Annotated in this window: 11 protein-coding genes; 5 read left to right on the top strand and 6 right to left on the bottom strand. The window is 71.9% G+C overall.

Annotation, left to right across the window (positions count from 1 at the left end; translation table 11 throughout):
- Positions 1-103: 103 nt before the first annotated feature.
- Positions 104-2,857: a bifunctional [glutamate--ammonia ligase]-adenylyl-L-tyrosine phosphorylase/[glutamate--ammonia-ligase] adenylyltransferase gene (gene glnE / locus ACX12L_RS04790; protein WP_459261545.1), complete on the bottom strand. Its 2,754-nt coding sequence runs from the start codon at positions 2,855-2,857 to the stop codon at positions 104-106.
- 93 nt (positions 2,858-2,950) lie between these two features.
- Between glnE and ACX12L_RS04785 the strand changes: the two genes are divergently transcribed.
- From ACX12L_RS04785 to ACX12L_RS04770, 4 genes are read left to right on the top strand one after another with little or no spacing between them, the layout of a single operon-like run.
- Complete coding sequence (locus ACX12L_RS04785; protein ID WP_459261544.1) at positions 2,951-7,033, top strand: YhdP family protein; 4,083 nt, start codon at positions 2,951-2,953, stop codon at positions 7,031-7,033.
- On the top strand, positions 7,030-7,845 hold the full coding sequence (locus ACX12L_RS04780; protein WP_459261543.1) for a carbon-nitrogen hydrolase family protein: 816 nt from the start codon (positions 7,030-7,032) through the stop codon (positions 7,843-7,845). The genes ACX12L_RS04785 and ACX12L_RS04780 overlap by 4 nt, the downstream gene beginning before the upstream one ends.
- Positions 7,846-7,868: 23 nt before the next feature.
- The gene (locus tag ACX12L_RS04775) at positions 7,869-9,962 is read left to right on the top strand and encodes a two-component system sensor histidine kinase NtrB (protein ID WP_459261542.1); all 2,094 of its coding nucleotides are present in this window, start codon (positions 7,869-7,871) and stop codon (positions 9,960-9,962) included.
- Positions 9,962-10,597, top strand: coding sequence for a response regulator transcription factor (locus ACX12L_RS04770; RefSeq protein WP_459261541.1), 636 nt, complete (start codon positions 9,962-9,964; stop codon positions 10,595-10,597). Before ACX12L_RS04775 ends, ACX12L_RS04770 begins: the two co-directional genes overlap by 1 nt.
- Positions 10,598-10,610: 13 nt before the next feature.
- Here ACX12L_RS04770 and ACX12L_RS04765 read toward each other — a convergent pair whose 3' ends face one another.
- Positions 10,611-11,255 carry an OmpA family protein gene (locus tag ACX12L_RS04765; RefSeq protein ID WP_459261539.1) on the bottom strand — a complete coding sequence of 215 codons (645 nt, stop codon included), beginning with the start codon at positions 11,253-11,255 and terminating at the stop codon, positions 10,611-10,613.
- 127 nt (positions 11,256-11,382) lie between these two features.
- Complete coding sequence (locus ACX12L_RS04760) at positions 11,383-11,505, bottom strand: hypothetical protein (RefSeq protein WP_013520980.1); 123 nt, start codon at positions 11,503-11,505, stop codon at positions 11,383-11,385.
- On the opposite strand from ACX12L_RS04760, the gene mltA reads away from it, so the two are divergent.
- Positions 11,504-12,652: a murein transglycosylase A gene (gene mltA, locus ACX12L_RS04755; RefSeq protein WP_459261538.1), complete on the top strand. Its 1,149-nt coding sequence runs from the start codon at positions 11,504-11,506 to the stop codon at positions 12,650-12,652. The genes ACX12L_RS04760 and mltA overlap by 2 nt on opposite strands.
- A gap of 3 nt (positions 12,653-12,655) precedes the next feature.
- Here the strand turns inward: mltA and bamE are convergent, their stop codons facing one another.
- The 3 genes from bamE to ACX12L_RS04740 are packed head-to-tail and all read right to left on the bottom strand — an operon-like array spanning position 12,656 to position 16,553.
- The gene (gene bamE, locus ACX12L_RS04750; RefSeq protein ID WP_459261537.1) at positions 12,656-13,099 is read right to left on the bottom strand and encodes an outer membrane protein assembly factor BamE domain-containing protein; all 444 of its coding nucleotides are present in this window, start codon (positions 13,097-13,099) and stop codon (positions 12,656-12,658) included.
- 44 nt (positions 13,100-13,143) lie between these two features.
- Positions 13,144-14,343 carry an HlyD family efflux transporter periplasmic adaptor subunit gene (locus tag ACX12L_RS04745; RefSeq protein ID WP_459261536.1) on the bottom strand — a complete coding sequence of 400 codons (1,200 nt, stop codon included), beginning with the start codon at positions 14,341-14,343 and terminating at the stop codon, positions 13,144-13,146.
- Positions 14,344-14,351: 8 nt separating this feature from the next.
- Positions 14,352-16,553, bottom strand: a complete 2,202-nt coding sequence (locus ACX12L_RS04740; protein WP_459261703.1) for a type I secretion system permease/ATPase — start codon at positions 16,551-16,553, stop codon at positions 14,352-14,354.
- Positions 16,554-16,618 lie beyond the last annotated feature (65 nt).

The following is a 16,618-nucleotide window of genomic DNA, read 5'->3' as shown; positions in this document are numbered from 1 at the left end:
CTGGCTCATGGTGGCGGATTACACCATGCCCGACCCAGTGGTCGATCCGTTTGGATGGAAAGTGGCTGTAGCGCTTGTGCGGCAAGCGCTACGAGCTATTCCTTCAGGAGTGTTCCTGGCCGAACACCGCGCGCCACAGCGCCAGGATGGCGTCGTGCTCGGCGGCCAGGGTCTCGGGCGGCACGCGCGTGGGCTCCTCGTTCAGGCGCGCGCGGTGCTGCACCTGGCGCAGCGTGCGGTAAGCGTCGGCGGCGGCGCGGCCCACGCCGGCGGGCAGCAGGCCGGCGCCCTCGGCGTGCAGCAGCAGGGCGATGTTGCCCAGGTTGCCCTGCAGGGCGGGGTGGTCCGCGGACTGCGACAGCACTAGGTACTGCACGGCGAATTCGGCATCGACCATGCCGCCCGCGCTGTGCTTGACGTCGAACAGGCCGGCCGGCGCCGGGTGGGCGGCGCGCATGCGCTCGCGCATGGAGATGATCTCCTGGCGCAGCGCGGCCCGGTCGCGCGGGGCGGTGATGACGGCCTCGCGCACGGCGTCGAAGCGCGCGCGCAGATGCTCGCTGCCGAGCACGAAGCGTGCGCGCGTCATGGCCTGGTGCTCCCAGGTCCAGGCGGTGTTGCTGCCGCGCTGCTGCTGGTAGTCGGCATAGGCCTTGAAGCTCGTGACCAGCAGGCCCGAGTTGCCGTTGGGGCGCAGGGCGGTGTCGATCTCGAACAGGTCGCCCTCGCCGGTCTTCACGGTGAGCCAGTTGATGAGCTTGCGCACGAAGGCGGCGTAGACCTCGGGGGCGCGTTCGTCGTCGTCGTCGAAGACAAAGACGATGTCCAGGTCGCTGCCGTAGCCCAGCTCCTTGCCGCCGAGCTTGCCGTAGCCAATGATGGCGAACTGCGGCTGACCATCATCCGTGCGGTGGCGGTTCCTGAGCCGGCCCCAGCACCACTGGGCCGTGACGCGCAGCACGCTGTCGGCCAGCGCCGAGAGGTCGTCCGCCACCTGCTCCACGGTGATGCGCCCCTCCACGTCGCGCGCCAGCGTGCGGAAGATCTCGGCGTGGTGGGCGCGGCGCAGCAGGTCGAGCAGGTTCTCGTCGTCGTCCTCGCCCGTGGACTGCAGCGCGGCCAGGCGCAGGCCGAGCTCATGCTCGAAGTCCGCCGCCACGAAGCGTTCGGACAGCAGGGCCTCGCTCGCGAGCTCGTCGATCACGCCCGGGTGCTGCAGCATGTAGCGCGCCGGCCACTTGGCCGCGCCCAGCAGGTGCAGCAGGCGCTCGTGCACCAGCGGGCGCTCCAGCAGCAGCGCCAGGTAGCTTTCGCGGCGCAGCAGGGGTTCGAGCCAGCCCACCAGGCGCACGGCGGCGACCTCGTTGACCCGGCCCTCGGCCAGCCAGCGGGCCGTGCGCTGCACGATGCGCAGCAGCCGCGCGCGCGCCTCGTCGCGCAGGCCCTGCACGCGCGGGTGCGTGCGCCATTCGGCCACGCGCTCGCGCAGGGCGGGCGGCAGCTGCTCCAGCAGCGCCTCCAGCTCGGGAGCGGGCGCCTCGGCGGTGCGCGGCTTGCCGCAGCCGCCGTTGCCGCAGCGCTTGTGCTGCGCGCCGCCGAGCAGGGTGTCGAACTCCTGCGCCACGAGCTCGCGGTGGGCATCGAGCTCGCGCAGGAAATCGCAGCACGAAAGGCCCATGGTGCGGGCGATCCAGGCCAGGTCTTCGTCGCGCGTGGGCAGCACGTGGGTCTGCTGGTCGTCCAGGTACTGGATGCGGTGCTCCACGCGGCGCAGGAAGGTGTAGGCGGCGGCCAGCTGCGCGGCCGTCTCCTGCGACATGAGGCCGGCGCGCTCCAGGCGTTCGAGCGCCTCCAGCGTGGGGCGGCAGCGCAGCTCGGGGAACTGGCCGCCGCGCACCACCTGCAGCAGCTGCACGGTGAACTCGATCTCGCGGATGCCGCCGCGCGAGAGCTTCACGTCGTTGGCGCGCTCGGGGCGGCCGGCGCTGCGCTGCACGGCGTGGTCGCGGATCTGGTGGTGCAGCGCGCGCAGCGCGTCGAACACGGCGTAGTCCAGGTAGCGGCGGAACACGAAGGGCAGCACCACGCCGCGCAGCGCCTGGACATTGGGCGTGGCGATGCAGTCCAGCGGCGCCACCACCCGGCTCTTGAGCCAGGCGAAGCGCTCCCACTCGCGGCCATGCACCTGCAGGTAGTCCTCCAGCGCCGAGAGCGACAGCGCGGCTGGCCCCGAGTTGCCGTGGGGCCGCAGCGCCAAGTCCACGCGGAACACGAAGCCGTGCTCGGTGGTCTCGCCCACCAGGGCGTAGATGGCCTTGACGGCGCGCGCGAAGTATTCGTGGTTGGAGAGCCTGCCGCGCCCGCCCTCCAAGCCGGCGGTCTCGCCGTCGTGCTCGTAGACGTAGATCAGGTCGACGTCGCTCGATACGTTGAGCTCGCGCGCGCCCAGCTTGCCCATGCCGATGACCCACAGCTGCACCGGCTGGTCCTGGGGCCCGAGCGGCGCGCCGTGGCGCGCGTCCAGCTCGGCGCGGGCCGCGCGGCAGGCGCGGTCCAGCGCCAGTTCGGCCAGCGCGGTCACGGGCCGGGTGATGTCGGAAAGCCCCGCGCCCTGGTCGCAGTCCAGGGTGATGAGCCGGTGCATCACCAGCTGGCGCAGGATGCGCAGGGCTGCGCCCAGGTCGTGGCCGCGCGCCAGCAGGGCCTCGCAGGCCTGGTCCATGGCGGCGCGGTCGGGCACGCCGGGCGCCAGCAGCGCCAGCTCGGCGCCATAGCGGCGCCCGAGGCGCTGGTGAAAGCGCGAATGGTGCGAGAGCGGGCCGCTGTCGGCTACGGATTCGGTGCAAGGCATGGGCATGGCAAGGGCTGGGTGGCGTGCATCGCCGCGGCGCCGGGGCAGAACCTACGGGGGGTGGGCGGGTCATAATTCCTGACGCCGTTTCCACCCGCCATGACAGAGCCTTCGTCCCATCCTTCCCGCCTTCTCCGGTTCGTGGCGGGCTGTGCGCGATGGGGGCTGTGGCTGCTGCTGGCCTTGTGGCTGCTGCTGGCGGCTGCCTGGGGGGCGCTGCACGGCTGGATTGTGCCGCGTATCGGCGATTTCCGCCCTCAGCTGGAAGCCCAGGCCCAGCGGGCGCTGGGGGTGCCTGTGCGCATTGCCGCCGTCTCGGCGCGCAGCGAGGGGTTCTTTCCCACCGTGGAGCTGTCCGGCGTGGCCCTGCTCGACCCGCAGGGCCGCGAGGCGCTGCGCCTGCCGCGCGTGGTCGTGGCGCTGTCGCCGCGCTCGCTGCTGCGCCTGGGGTTCGAGCAGATCTATATAGAGGGGCCCGAGCTGGACATACGCCGCGAGCAGGACGGCCGCATCTTCATCGCCGGCCTGAGTTTTCGCGACACCGGCGAGGCCGACAGCGCCGCCGCCGACTGGCTGTTCGCGCAGCCCGAGGTGGCGATCCGCGGCGGCACCCTGCGCTGGAGCGACGCGCTGCGCGGGGCCGAGCCGCTGGCGCTGACCCAGGTGGACCTGGTGCTGCGCAACGGTGCCCTGCGCCACGGCATGCGCCTGGATGCGACGCCGCCGCTCGATTGGGGCGGGCGTTTCACGCTGCGCGGGCAGTTCCGCCAGCCGCTGCTCACCACGCACGGCGGCAACTGGCAGCGCTGGAGCGGTCAGCTGTACGCCTATTTCGTACAGGTGGACGCCTCGCGGCTCAACCGCCACGCGGACCTGGGAACCCTGCAGGTGCGCCAGGGCCGGGGCGCGCTGCGCGCCTGGGTGGACGTGCAGCAGGGCCGGGTCGTGGGCGGCGCGGCCGACATGGCGCTGGGCGCGGTCGATGCCACGCTGCGCCCGGACCTGCGCCCCCTGCTGCTGCGCACCGTGACGGGGCGGGTCGGCGGCCGCTGGCTGGACGATGGCTTCGAGCTGACCACCCGGGACCTGCAGTTCCTGGCCGACGACGGCCTGCGCTGGACCGGCGGCAACCTCTTCCTGCGCCACACCGGCCAGGGCCGGGCGGGCTGGGAGCAGGGCGAGCTGCGCGCCGACCGGCTGGACCTGGCCGCGGTCTCGCAGATCGCCGGCCGCCTGCCCCTGGATGAGGCCGTGCACGGCGCGCTGCAGACCTATGCCCCGCAGGGCGTGGTGGAGCAGCTGCAGGCCGGCTGGCGCGGGCCGCTGCAAGAGCCGCGGCAGTACCAGCTGCGCGGCAAGGTGACGGGGCTGTCCCTCGCCGCGCAGGACGGCGTGCCCGCCGTGGCCGGCCTGGCGGGCGCGGACGTGGAGTTCGAGCTCACGCAGGCGGGCGGCCGCGCGGCGCTGGCCATGGCCGGCGGCAGGCTGCTGCTGCCCGGCGTCTTCGAGGACCCCGTGGTGCCCGTGCAGCAGCTCTCCGCCACCGTGCGCTGGCAGATCGAGGGCGAGCGCATCGCCGTGCAGGCCAGCGACCTGCGCTTTGCCAATGCCGACGCCCAGGGCGAGGCGCGCCTGGCCTGGCAGACGGCGGACCCGGCCACGTCGCCCGCGCGCGCGCGCCTGCCGGGCGTGCTGGACCTCGCGGGCACCTTGCCGCGGGCCGATGCCACGCGCGTGCACCGCTACCTGCCACTGGCCGTGCCCGCGCAGGCGCGCCACTACGTGCGCGACGCCATCCGGGCGGGCAGTGCCAGCCAGGTGCAATTCCGCGTCAAGGGCGACCTGCACGACTTTCCCTACGGCCAGGTGCCGCACAGGGGCGAATTCCGCGTGGCCGCCCAGGTCAAGGACGTGCGCTACGACTACGTGCCGCCGGCGCTGCTGGAGCCGGGCGACCGCCCCTGGCCCGCCCTGGCGGGCCTGGGCGGCGAACTGGTCTTCGACCGCGCGGGCATGGCCGTGCGCAACGCCACGGCCAGCTTCGCGGGCCGGCCCGCCGTGCGCGTGCAGAAGGTCGGCGCCAGGATCGCCGACCTGGAGCACAGCGTCGTCGAGGTCGATGCCCAGGTGCGCGGCCCGCTGCAGGACATGCTGGCGCTGGTCGGCGGCTCGCAGATCGCGCAGCTCACGCACGGCGCGCTGGACCGCGCCACGGCCAGCGGGGCGGCCGAGCTGCAGCTGGGCCTGAATCTGCCCATCGACGCCATGGAGCGCTCCAGCGTGCGTGGCAGCGTTCTGTTGACGGGCAACGAGGTGCGCTTCGTGCCCGAGGCGCCCACCGTGAGCGGTGCGCGCGGCGCGGTGCAGTTCAGCGACCGCGGCTTCACCCTGGCCGGCGTGCAGGGCCAGGCGCTGGGCGGTGAGGTGCGCCTGGAGGGCGGCATGGGCGCGCAGGATTCCGCGGTGCGCGTGCGCGCGCGCGGCACGGCCACGGCCGAGGGGCTGCGCGCGGCGCCGCAGCTGGGCCTGCTGTCGCGGCTGGCGCGCCACGCCAGCGGCAGCGCCGCCTATACCCTGAACCTGGGCGTGCGCCGCGGCGAGCCCGAGATACAGGTGAGCACCGACCTGGTGGGCATGGCCCTCGCGGCGCCGGCCCCGCTGGGCAAGGCGGCGCAGGCGCCGCTGGCCGTGCGCTTCGACAACCAGCTCACGCGCGAGGCCGCGGCCTCGGACGACGCGCCGCTGCAGGACCAGCTGACGCTGGAGCTGGGCGGCGTGGCGCGGCTCGCCTATGTGCGCGCGCTCGATGGCGGGCAGCCGCGCGTGCTGCGCGGCGCCATTGCCGTGGGCGAGGCCGCGAAGGAGGGGCTGCCGCTGCCGGAGCAGGGCGTTGTCGCCCATGCGGTGCTGGCCGACCTCGACGCCGATGCCTGGCGCGCGCTGCTCGACGAGCCCGTGCCGGCGCCGGGCGCGGCCCCGGCCGCGCAGCCGGCCGGCGAGGGCCCGGCGCCGGACTACCTTCCCACCCGCCTGGCCCTGCGCGCGGCCACGCTCACCGCGCAGGGGCGCACGCTGCACGACGTGGTGGCCGGCGCCACGCGCGCCGGCACGGCCTGGCGCGCCAACGTGAGCGCCCGCGAGCTCGAAGGCTATCTGGAATACCTGCCCGGCGGCGTGCCGGCCGCGGACGGGCAGGCGCCGCAGGACCGGCTGCATGCGCGCCTGGCGCGCCTGGCCATTCCCCAGGCCGCGGACACGCAGGTGAACGAACTGCTCGACGCGCAGCAGCCGGGCAGGCTGCCGGCGCTGGACATCGTGGTGCAGGACTTCGAGCTGCGCGGCAGGCGCCTGGGCCGCCTGGACATCGAGGCCCGCAACCGCGCCGCCGCCGACGGCCAGCGCGAATGGCGGCTGTCCCGCTTCAACCTGGCGGCGCCCGAGGCCACGCTCACCTCCAGCGGCAGCTGGGCCCTGATCGGCGGCGCGGGCGGCGAGGCGCAGCGGCGCACGGCGATGGACTTCGAGCTCGACATCCGCGACTCGGGCGAGCTGCTGGCGCGCTTTGGCATGCCGGGCGTGCTGCGCCGGGGCCAGGGGCGCATGGCGGGCCAGGTGAGCTGGCTGGGTTCTCCCCTGTCGCCCGACTACCGCAGCATGACGGGGCAGATGCGCGTGGACATGCAGGCGGGGCAGTTCCTCAAGGCCGAACCGGGCCTGGCCAAGCTGCTCTCCGTGCTCAGCCTGCAGTCGCTGCCGCGGCGCTTCGCCCTGGATTTCCGCGACGTGTTCAGCGAGGGCTTCGCCTTCGACTTCGTGCGTGGCGACGTGCACATCGCCAAGGGCGTGGCCACCACCAACAACCTGCAGATGAAGGGCGTGAACGCGGCCGTGCTCATGGAGGGCAGCGCCGACATCGCGCACGAGACGCAGGACCTGCACGTGGTCGTGGTGCCCGAGATCAACGCCATGACGGCCTCGCTCGTGGCCACGGCCATCAACCCGGTCGTGGGCCTGGGCAGCTTCCTGGCACAGGTCTTCCTGCGCGGGCCGCTGATCCAGGCGGCCACGCAGGAATTCCGCATCGACGGCACCTGGGCCGAGCCGCACGTGGAGCGCATCCGGGGCCGCAAGAGCGCGCCGGCCGGCGCCGCCGCAGTCCCTGAACCAGGAGGAAAACCATGAAAGTCGCTGCTCTGCAAATGGTCTCGGGCGTGGCCCTGCAGGCCAATCTGGACCAGGCGCGCCGGCTGCTGGAGCAGGCCGCCCGGGCCGGCGCCGAGCTGGCCGTGCTGCCCGAGTATTTCAGCGCCATGGGCCTGCGCGACGAGGACAAGCTCGCGCTCGGCGAGACCCCGGGCGACGGCCCCGTGCAGCGCTTCCTGGCCGACGCCGCGCGCGCGCTCGGCCTGTGGATCGTGGGCGGCACGCTGCCGCTGGCCACGGGCAGCCGGGAGCGCGTGCACAACAGCTCGCTGGTGTTCTCGCCCGAGGGCGCGTGCGTGGCGCGCTACGACAAGGTCCACCTGTTCCGCTTCGACAACGGCCGCGAGCATTTCGACGAGGCGCGCGTGATCGAGGCCGGAACGCGCTGCGTCCACTTCGACCTGCCGGCGCGCGATGGCAGGCTCTGGCGCGTGGGCCTGTCGGTGTGCTACGACCTGCGCTTTCCCGAGCTGTACCGCACACATGCCCGCGCCGGCGCCGACCTGCTGCTGGTGCCCAGCGCCTTCACCTACACCACGGGGCGCGCGCACTGGGAGCTGCTGCTGCGCGCCCGCGCGGTGGAAAACCTGGCCTACGTGCTGGCGCCGGCCCAGGGCGGCACGCACGAGAACGGCCGGCGCACCTGGGGCCACAGCATGCTGGTGGACCCCTGGGGCCAGGTGCTGGCGCAGCAGGACGAAGGGGCCGGCGTGGTGTTGGGCGAGCTCGATGCGGGCCATCTGAGCCAGGTGCGCGGCCAGCTGCCGGCGCTCGCGCACCGCGTGCTGTGAGGATGGTTGCCGTGGAGCAGGGCATGGAGCGGGGGGAGGGCGTGGAGGAGGCCGCGCCGGCCGATGCGCCTGAGCCGCCGCCGCAGGGCGTGGTGCAGCGGCGCTTGCGCCGCTGGGTGGGGGCGTGGCGCCGCTGGTCGCTGTGGGCGCTGCTGGTGCTGCTGGTGGCCAGCATGCTGGTCACGCTGGTGTGGCTGGCCGGCCGCTACGAGGCCAGTCAGGTGCAGGCCCGCCTGGAGCGCGACACGGCGGACGCCGTGGTCGACATACGCAACGCCTTCGCGCACAACCTGCAGAACCTGCAGGCGCTGCAGGCGGGCGATCCCGACCTGGCCTCGTGGGAGGCGCGCGCGGCCGAGCTGCTCGCCACGCGGCGCGAGCTGGTGCGCATCGAATGGCGCGATGCGCAGCTGCAGCTGCGCGCGCACGCCGAATCGCCCTACCGCCCGCAGCACTGGGACCCGAACAAGCGCAGCAGCCTGCATTCGGAGGCCACGCTGGCCTGCACCAACGCGCAGCGCATCAACGGTCCGTCGTACTCCAGCAGCTACTTCCAGCCCCTGCCCGATGGCGCGGGCGCGGAGATGATGGAGGTCTGCCTGCCGCAGATCCAGGACAGGCGCGTGCGCGGCTTCGTCGTGGCCACCTATGCGCTGCAGACCGTGCTGCAGGACCTCGTCGCGCCTGGCCTGCAGCGCACCCAGGAGGTGTCGTTCACCGAGGCCGACGGTACGCGCCTGGCGCTCATCGGCGCCATGCGCCGCGGCTCGCGCATGTTCACGGCGCAGCAGCTGTTCGACCTGCCGGGCAACACGCTGGTGCTGCGCATGGACGGCTGGCATGCCGCGCCCAGCGTGTTCCCCAACGTGCTCACGGCGCTGGTCACGGCCATGTCGATCGCCCTGGTGACGGTGCTGGTGGTGCTGGTGCGCGACAACCGGCGGCGCCTGCGCGCCGAGCGCGACCTGGGCGACGCGCTGGCGTTTCGCAAGACCATGGAGGACTCGCTGCTCACGGGCCTGCGCGCGCGCGACCTGAGCGGCCGCATCACCTACGTGAACCCGGCCTTCTGCGACATGGTGGGCTATACGGCCGCGGAGCTCGTGGGCCAGGCATTGCCGCCGTACTGGCCGCCCGAGCATGCGCACGAATACGCCGAGCGCCAGTCCGTGCGGATGGCGGGCCGGTTCGACCCGCCGCGCGAGGGCTACGAAACCATCTTCATGCGCAAGGACGGAACGCGCTTTCCCGTGATGATCTACGAGGCGCCGCTGATCAACGCCCATGGCCTGCACACGGGCTGGATGGGCTCGTTCCTGGACGTGAGCGAGCAGCGCCGCGTGGAGGAGCTCTCGCGCGCCTCGCACGAGCGCCTGCAGGCCACGGCGCGCCTGGCCACCGTGGGCGAGATGGCCTCGCTCCTGAGCCACGAGTTGAACCAGCCGCTGGCCGCCATCTCCAGCTACGCCACGGGCTCGCTGAACCTGCTGGAATGCCCGGCCGGCTGCGCACAGCCGGCGCCGCAGGACCTTGCCGACGTGCGCGTGGCCGTGCAGCGCATCGCGGCCCAGGCCGAGCGCGCGGGCCGCGTGATCAAGAGCGTGCACGACTTCGTGCGCCGGCGCGACCAGTCGCGCGAGCCGGTCACGGCGCAGGATCTGTTCGATGCCGTGCTGCCGCTGATACGGCTGCAGGCGAACAAGGTGGGGGTGCGCGTGCTGCTGGACATCAGGCCGGGCCTGCCCCGGGTGCTGTGCGATACCACCATGGTCGAGCAGGTGCTGCTCAACCTGGCGCGCAACGCCATGCAGGCCATGGACAGTCCGGACATCCACCCGCGGATCCTGGAGCTGCGGGTGCGCCGCGCCGCGTGCAACGCCGCCAAGGGCTGGCTCGAATTCTCCGTCGCCGACATGGGGGTGGGCATCGCGCCGGAGGTGGCCGAGCGCCTGTTCACGCCGTTCTACACCACGCGCGCCGAGGGCATGGGGCTGGGCCTGAGCCTGTGCCGCACGGTGGTGGAGCAGCACGGCGGCTTCCTCGGCCATGCGGCGCGCACGCCCCGTGGTACGGTATTCACCTTCACCCTGCCCGCACTTCAGGAAACCGAGCTCTGATGGAACCCACCTCCAACGCCACCGTGTACATCGTGGACGACGACGCCGAGGTGCGCGAGGCACTGGCCTGGCTGCTGCGCTCGCGCCGTGTGTTCAGCGAGGCCTTCGCCAGCGCCGAGGCCTTCGAACTCATGCTGGCCGAGCGCGCCGCCAGCGGCCTGTCCCAGCGCCAGCCCTGCTGCCTGCTGCTGGACGTGCGCATGCCCGGCATGAGCGGCCTGGCCCTGTTCGACAAGATGGTCGAGCGCGGCGACACCGCCGCCATCCCGGTGATCTTCCTCACCGGCCACGCCGACGTGCCCACGGCCGTGGCCACGGTCAAGCGCGGCGCGTTCGACTTCTGCGAAAAACCCTTCTCGGACAACCAGCTCGTGGACCGCGTGCAGGAGGCGCTGGCCTCGTCGGCGCGGCACCTGCAGGCCTGCCGCGCGCGCCACGAGCTGCAGGACAGGCTGGCCGAGCTCACCGAGCGCGAACGCGACGTGATGCGCCTGGTGGTCGAGGGCCTGCCCAACAAGCTGATCGCAGACCAACTCGACATCAGCGTGCGCACGGTGGAGGTGCACCGCGCGCGCGTGTTCGACAAGATGCAGGTCAAGTCGGCGGTGGAACTGGCCAACCTGCTGCGCTCGTAGAGGGGGCCTTGCTTCAGCCCTGGCGCTCGCCCATGAAGATCTCCACGCGGCGGTTGCGCGCACGGCCCTCGGCCGTGTCGTTGCCGGCGATGGGTTCGCGCGATCCGCGGCCTTCCACGTGGATGCGCGCGCCGCTCACGCCACGCGCCGTGAGGTAGTTGCGCGTGCTCGTGGCGCGATCGAGCGACAGCGGGTCGTTGATGGCGTCGCTGCCCGTGGAGTCCGTGTGGCCGATGATGCGCACGTCGGCATTGGGGTTGTTGCGCAGGCCTTCGGCAAAGCGATCCAGGATGGGGCGGAAGCTGGGCTGGATGTCCGAGCGGTTGGTGGCGAACGAGATGTCGCTGGGGATGTCGAGCTTGAGCTGGTTGTCCGCCGTCTGCGTCACCGTGACGCCCGTGCCCTGCGTGGCGGCCTGCATCTCCTGCTTCTGCTTTTCCATGTGCTGCGACCAGATGTAGGTACCCAGGGCGCCCACGCCCGCGCCGATCACGGCGCCCGTGCCCGCGCGGCCTCCGGTCATGGCGCCGATGGCGGCGCCGCCCAGGGCGCCCGCGCCCGCGCCAATGGCCGTACGGCGCTGGGTGTCGCTCATGTCGGCGCAGCCGGTGGCCAGCATGGCGACCGCGACGGTGCCGATGAGAAGGGGTTTGCGCATGGGTCGCTCCTTGTGTTCAGTGGATGGGTACTCCGCACAGCGTAGCCAGCGCCGCGGGCGTGGTCTGTAGGACGCGGTCCCAGCCGGAAGCGGGCATCGTGAACAACTGTCGATAGGCGCCAGGCGCTCATTCGTCCTTGTCGGCGGGCGGCGGCAGCTCGCCGCGCTTGCGGCCCGAGAACATGGTCCACCAGAGAATTCCCACAAAGATCAGCAGCGCCACCAGCGCCTCAAGCAAAATCAGCACCATGAATGTTCGTCTCCCGCGCCTGGTCTGGATGGCGCTGATTGTAGGAATGCTGGCGGCCTGCTCCACGCCGGTGCCCATGGCGCCGTCCACGGCGCCCACGGCGCGGCCCGGGCCCACCGGGCCGGTGGCCGTGCCCGGCACGCTCAGCCAGTCCAAGAGCCGCTGGGTGCCAGTGGCCTGGAACGAACTGCCGGGCTTCGAGGGCGACGCGCTGCACGAGGCCTGGAACGCCTGGCTGCGCAGCTGCGAGCGCCCTGCGCCGGCCTTTGCGCCGCTGTGCGGCGACGTGCGCCGCCTGACCATCGCCTCGCCCGAGGAGCAGCGCGAATGGATGATGCAGCGCTTGCAGCCCTACCGCATCGAGTCGCTCGACGGCGGTGCCGACGGCCTGCTCACGGGCTATTTCGAGCCCTACCTGGACGCCGCGCGCCAGCCGGGCAACGGGTTCGTCGTGCCCCTGTACGCGCCTCCGGCGGATCTGGCGGCGCGCAGGCCCTGGTACACGCGCCAGCAGATCGAGACCCTGCCGCAGGCGCAGGCCGCCCTGGCCGGCCGCGCCATTGCCTGGGTGCGCGACCCCGTGCAGGCCATGGTGCTGCACATCCAGGGCTCGGGCCGGCTGCGCCTGCAGGAGGCCGACGGCAGCCAGCGCCTGGTGCGCCTGGCGTTCGCCGGCACCAACGACCAGCCCTACAGGAGCGTGGGCAAGTGGCTGCTGGACCAGGGCCTGGTGCGCGACGCCACCTGGCCCGGCATCAGCGCCTGGGTGACGCAGAACCCCCAGCGCGTCAACGAGATGCTGTGGTCCAACCCGCGCTACGTGTTCTTCCGCGAGGAGCCGCTCGACGCCCTGGACGCCGCCTTCGGCCCCAAGGGCGCGCAGGGCGTTCCGCTCACGCCGGGGCGCTCGATCGCCGTGGACCGCCAGAGCATTCCCTACGGCACGCCCGTGTGGCTGTCCTCCAGCGGCCCCACGGCCCAGCTGTCGCGCCTGGTGCTGGCGCAGGACACGGGCAGCGCCATCCTGGGCGCGGTGCGCGCCGACTATTTCACGGGCTGGGGCCAGGAGGCGGGCGACATGGCCGGGCGCCTGAAGCAAAGCCTGCGCCTGTGGGCGCTGTGGCCGAAATATGGGACAACCCCCTGAGCTTCAGCGGGCCGATGCCACCAGGTCCTGGCATTGTCTGCGGCGCCAGACCGTGTCGCGCACGGCCGTGCCTGCGGTGTCGAACACCACCTTGTACTGGCACACCAGGTAGTTGGTCGACTGCGGCATCAGGAACTTGAAGTTGTAATCCCACTCCTTGCCGCGCGGGCCGGCCTGCTCCTGCAGCGGCTGGCCCAGTGCCTCCCGCACCTGCTTGGGCGTCAGGCCGGCGGTGACCTGGCGAAAACCCGCGGGCTGGGTCACCACGCCGTCGCGCAGGAACGGTTCCTTGAAATCGGGGCGGCGTGCCGAGACGTCGTTGAAGTCCAGTCCGTTCGGATTGCTGGCCTGGTCGACAGGGTTGTGGTGTCCGGTATTGACGCAGCCGGCCAGCAGAAGGGCTGCCGCGACCAGGGCAGGGAAGGGAAGGGGACGGATCGTTTTCATGGCATTTGTCCTCGTGGAGGGATGTGAAAGCGTGTGTGTGTGTTTCAGCGTTCGCGCAGGGCTTCGCGAGCGCGGTTGAGCGGCTTGGTCAGGTAATCCCACACGCTCTTGCGGCCGGTGCGGATGTCGGCCGTGGTGATCATGCCCGGTACGATGGGAAAGCGCGTGCCCGCCTTGTTCACCAGGGCGTCGGCGGTCGTGCGTACGAATACGGGGTAGTAGACGATCTCGGGCTTGACTTCGTCGCGCAGGGTGTCCGGCGCGATGGTCAGCACTTCGCCCTCCAGCCCGCCGTAGATGGCGTAGTCATAGGCGGTCACCTTCACCAGCGCCTTCTGGCCTGGATGGATGAAGGCAATGTCGCGCGGCGAGATGCGCGTTTCCACGACGAGCTGGTCGTCCAGCGGCACCAGCGTCATCACCGAGCCGTTGGGCGGCACCACGCCGCCGAGGGTTGTGACGTCCACCTTTTTGACGATGCCGCGCACGGGCGACTGCAGCGTCAGGCGCTCCAGGCTGTCCGTGCGGCCGCGCACCACGGACGACAGGGACTTGACCTCCGCATCGGCCTTGGCCAACTCTTCGCGGCTGCGCACCATGTAGCTGGCACGCGCCTCGCCGATCTTGAGTTCGAGGTCTGCTCCCTGGCGCTGCAAACGAATCAGCTCCACGTTACTGGCTGCGCCGCTGGCCACCAGCGAGCGGGTGATCTCCAGCTCGCGCCGCACGAGCCCCAGCGCCTGGTTCAGGCCGCTCAGGGTCTCGTTCAGACTCGCGCGCCTGGAGCGGAACAGCGCCTGCTCCGACTGCCTGAGCTGAGACCAGCCGTCGAGCTCGCTGGGAAAGGCGATGGCGCTTTGCCCATCGACTTCGGCGCGCAGGCGCGCGCTGCTGGCCAGGGCAGCGCGGTAGCGCGCAGCGGTTTCCTCCACGTTGGACTGGCTGCGCGTCGGGTCGAGCTGGGCCAGCACCTGGCCCTTCTCGACGATCTGGCCTTCGCGCACGCGCAGTTCGGCCAGGATGCCGCCTTCGAGCGACTGGATGTGCTGCTCGCGCGAGCTGGGGATCACCTTGCCCGTGCCACTGGACACTTCGTCGATCTCGAAGAACCAGGCCCAGGCCAGGAAGGCCAGCAGGAAAGCGGTGATCCACCATACGACGCGGCCGGAACGGGTGGCGTGCACTTCGTCGATGTCGTCCAGGTTCTGCAGGGATGCGCCGGCCGTCGCTTGGGGAAATGCCATGCTGCCGCTCATGGCTGTTCTCCCGCGCCCTGCAGTTCGGGCGCGTCCTTGCGCGGGTGGTGCACCTGCACCCGCTGCAGGCCGGGCACGGGCTGCGCCGCCGCGGGACTGCCCGGTCCTGAGCGCAGCCGGGCCAGCACTTCGTCGCGCGGGCCGTCCATCACGATGCTGCTGCCATCGACCACGATGACGCGCTCCACGGCGTCCAGCACTGCCGGCCGGTGCGTCGCCACCACCAGGGTGCGGCCCATGGCCAGCTGCCGCAGGCGGTCGATCACCTCGCGCTCGGCCACCTCGTCCAACGCGGCCGTGGGTTCGTCCAGCAACAGCACGCGCGGTTCGCGCAGCAACAGGCGCGCCAGCAGCAGGCTCTGGCGCTGTCCGCCGGACAGGCCAAGCCCGCCTTCGAGTACTGGATGATCCAGTCCCAAGGGCAGGCGGCGCACGTAAGCCCAGGCGCCGGCAGCATGCAGCGCAGCCAGCAGCTGCTCGTCGCTGGCGTGCGGGGCGCCCAGCATCAGGTTTTCGCGCAGCGAGCCATGGAAGAGGCGCGCGTTCTGCGTCAGCAGGCCCACGTCGCGGCGCACGTCGGCCGGATCTATGTGCGCGAGCGACACGCCATCGAGCAGCACCGTGCCCGCGCGCGGCTCCATCAGGCCGGAGAGTGCCTGCAGCAGCGTGGACTTGCCCGCGCCGTTGCGTCCTAGCACGGCGATGCGCTCGCCGGTACTGATTTTCAGCGCCGGCACCTTCAGCGCCGCGGTCTGGCCGTCATGGCTGAACATCGTATCGCGCAGCTCGTACTCGCCCTGCAGCGCCGGGCGATGCACGCGTACGTCATCCGGTGCGTGGTCCACCGGCAGGTGCATGAGCTGGTCCAGCGCCTGGCCGGCCACTTTGGCCTGTTGCCAGCGGTTGAGTACCTGCGTCACGCCCGCAAGCGGCGCCAGCATGCGGCTGATGAGGATGCTGGCGGCCACCAGCACGCCGGTGCTCATCTCGCCCGTGATCACTTGCGGCACGCCGGCGAAGATGACGACCGCGAACGCCGCGCCTTGCACGGTCTGCGTCCAGTTGTTCAGGTTGTTGAGAAGGGCACGCATCTTCAGCCCCGACTCGGCGCTCACGGCGTTGTAGTGGTTCCATTGGTTCTGAAAGCGCGGCTCGGCTTGCAGCAGCTTGATGTCCTCGACGCCCTGCACGGCCTCCACGAGCATGGCGTTGCGCAGCGAGGCCTCGCGCATGTTCTCCTGGGCCAGCGCGCGCAGCCGGGGCTGCGCCGCCAGGCTGGGCAGCAGCAGCAGCGCGAAGGCCGTCAGCGGCACCCACACCAGCGGGCCGGCGATGAGCCAGAACACCACGCAAAACAGCAGGAAGAAGGGCACGTCCGCCGCCGCCGTGATGGTGGTGGAGGTGAGCATCTCGCGCACCGGCTCGAGCTCGCGCACCTGCGAGATGAAGCTGCCGGTCGAGCGCGGCCGCGCGCTGTTGCGCACCCGCAGCGCGTGGCCGAACACGCGGTCGGAGACGCGCAGGTCCGCCCGCTTTCCCAGCAGGTCGGTGATGCGCATGCGCGCGTCGCGCATCACCCAGGCGAACGCGACGGACAGCAGCACGCCGCCGAACAGCACGTACAGCGTGGGCATGGATTGCGCGGGCACCACGCGGTCGTACACCTGCATGGAGAACAGCACGCCCGCGAGCGCCATCAGGTTGGTGACGAAGGACGCTGCCAGGATGTGCCAGTAGGGCCGCGGATCGGCCAGCACCAGGCGGCGCAGCCAGTGCTTTTCCACCGGGCGGATGTAATCGTCCACCCGCGAGTCGGGCGCCGACTGGATGGGGCGGAGCACCGCCATGGCCTGCACCCGGGGCTGCAGCGCATCGGCGCTGCACGGGGTCTCGGCGCCGCCGTCGCCGCACAGGAGCAGGCGCAGCCCGTCCGTAGTCAGGGCCGTGATGACCGCCACCTGGCCGCCTTCGAGCTGCACCGCGACCGGAAGGCGCCAGGGGCTCAGCCCATCGAGCCGCGGCCGCACCATGTGCAGCGTGAGGCCTGCCTGCCGGGCCATCAGGCGTGCCTGATCCTCGATGGGCATGCGCTCGTTCCATTGGGCGGCCACGCGGATGTGCTCGGGCGATGCATCCAGGTGGTAGTGGGCCGCCACGGCCAGCACGGCTTCGCGCCAGCCGGCCAGTAGGGTGCGCATGGCTTCGTCGGCCCTGGCGGTGCGCGCGGGCGCGGCCTTGGCCGCGGTGAATCCGGTGGATCCGG

The organism is Alicycliphilus sp. T452 (assembly GCF_054512775.1).
Note: the sequence above shows the minus strand (reverse complement) of the source record. Positions and strands in the feature narration are given on the sequence as shown.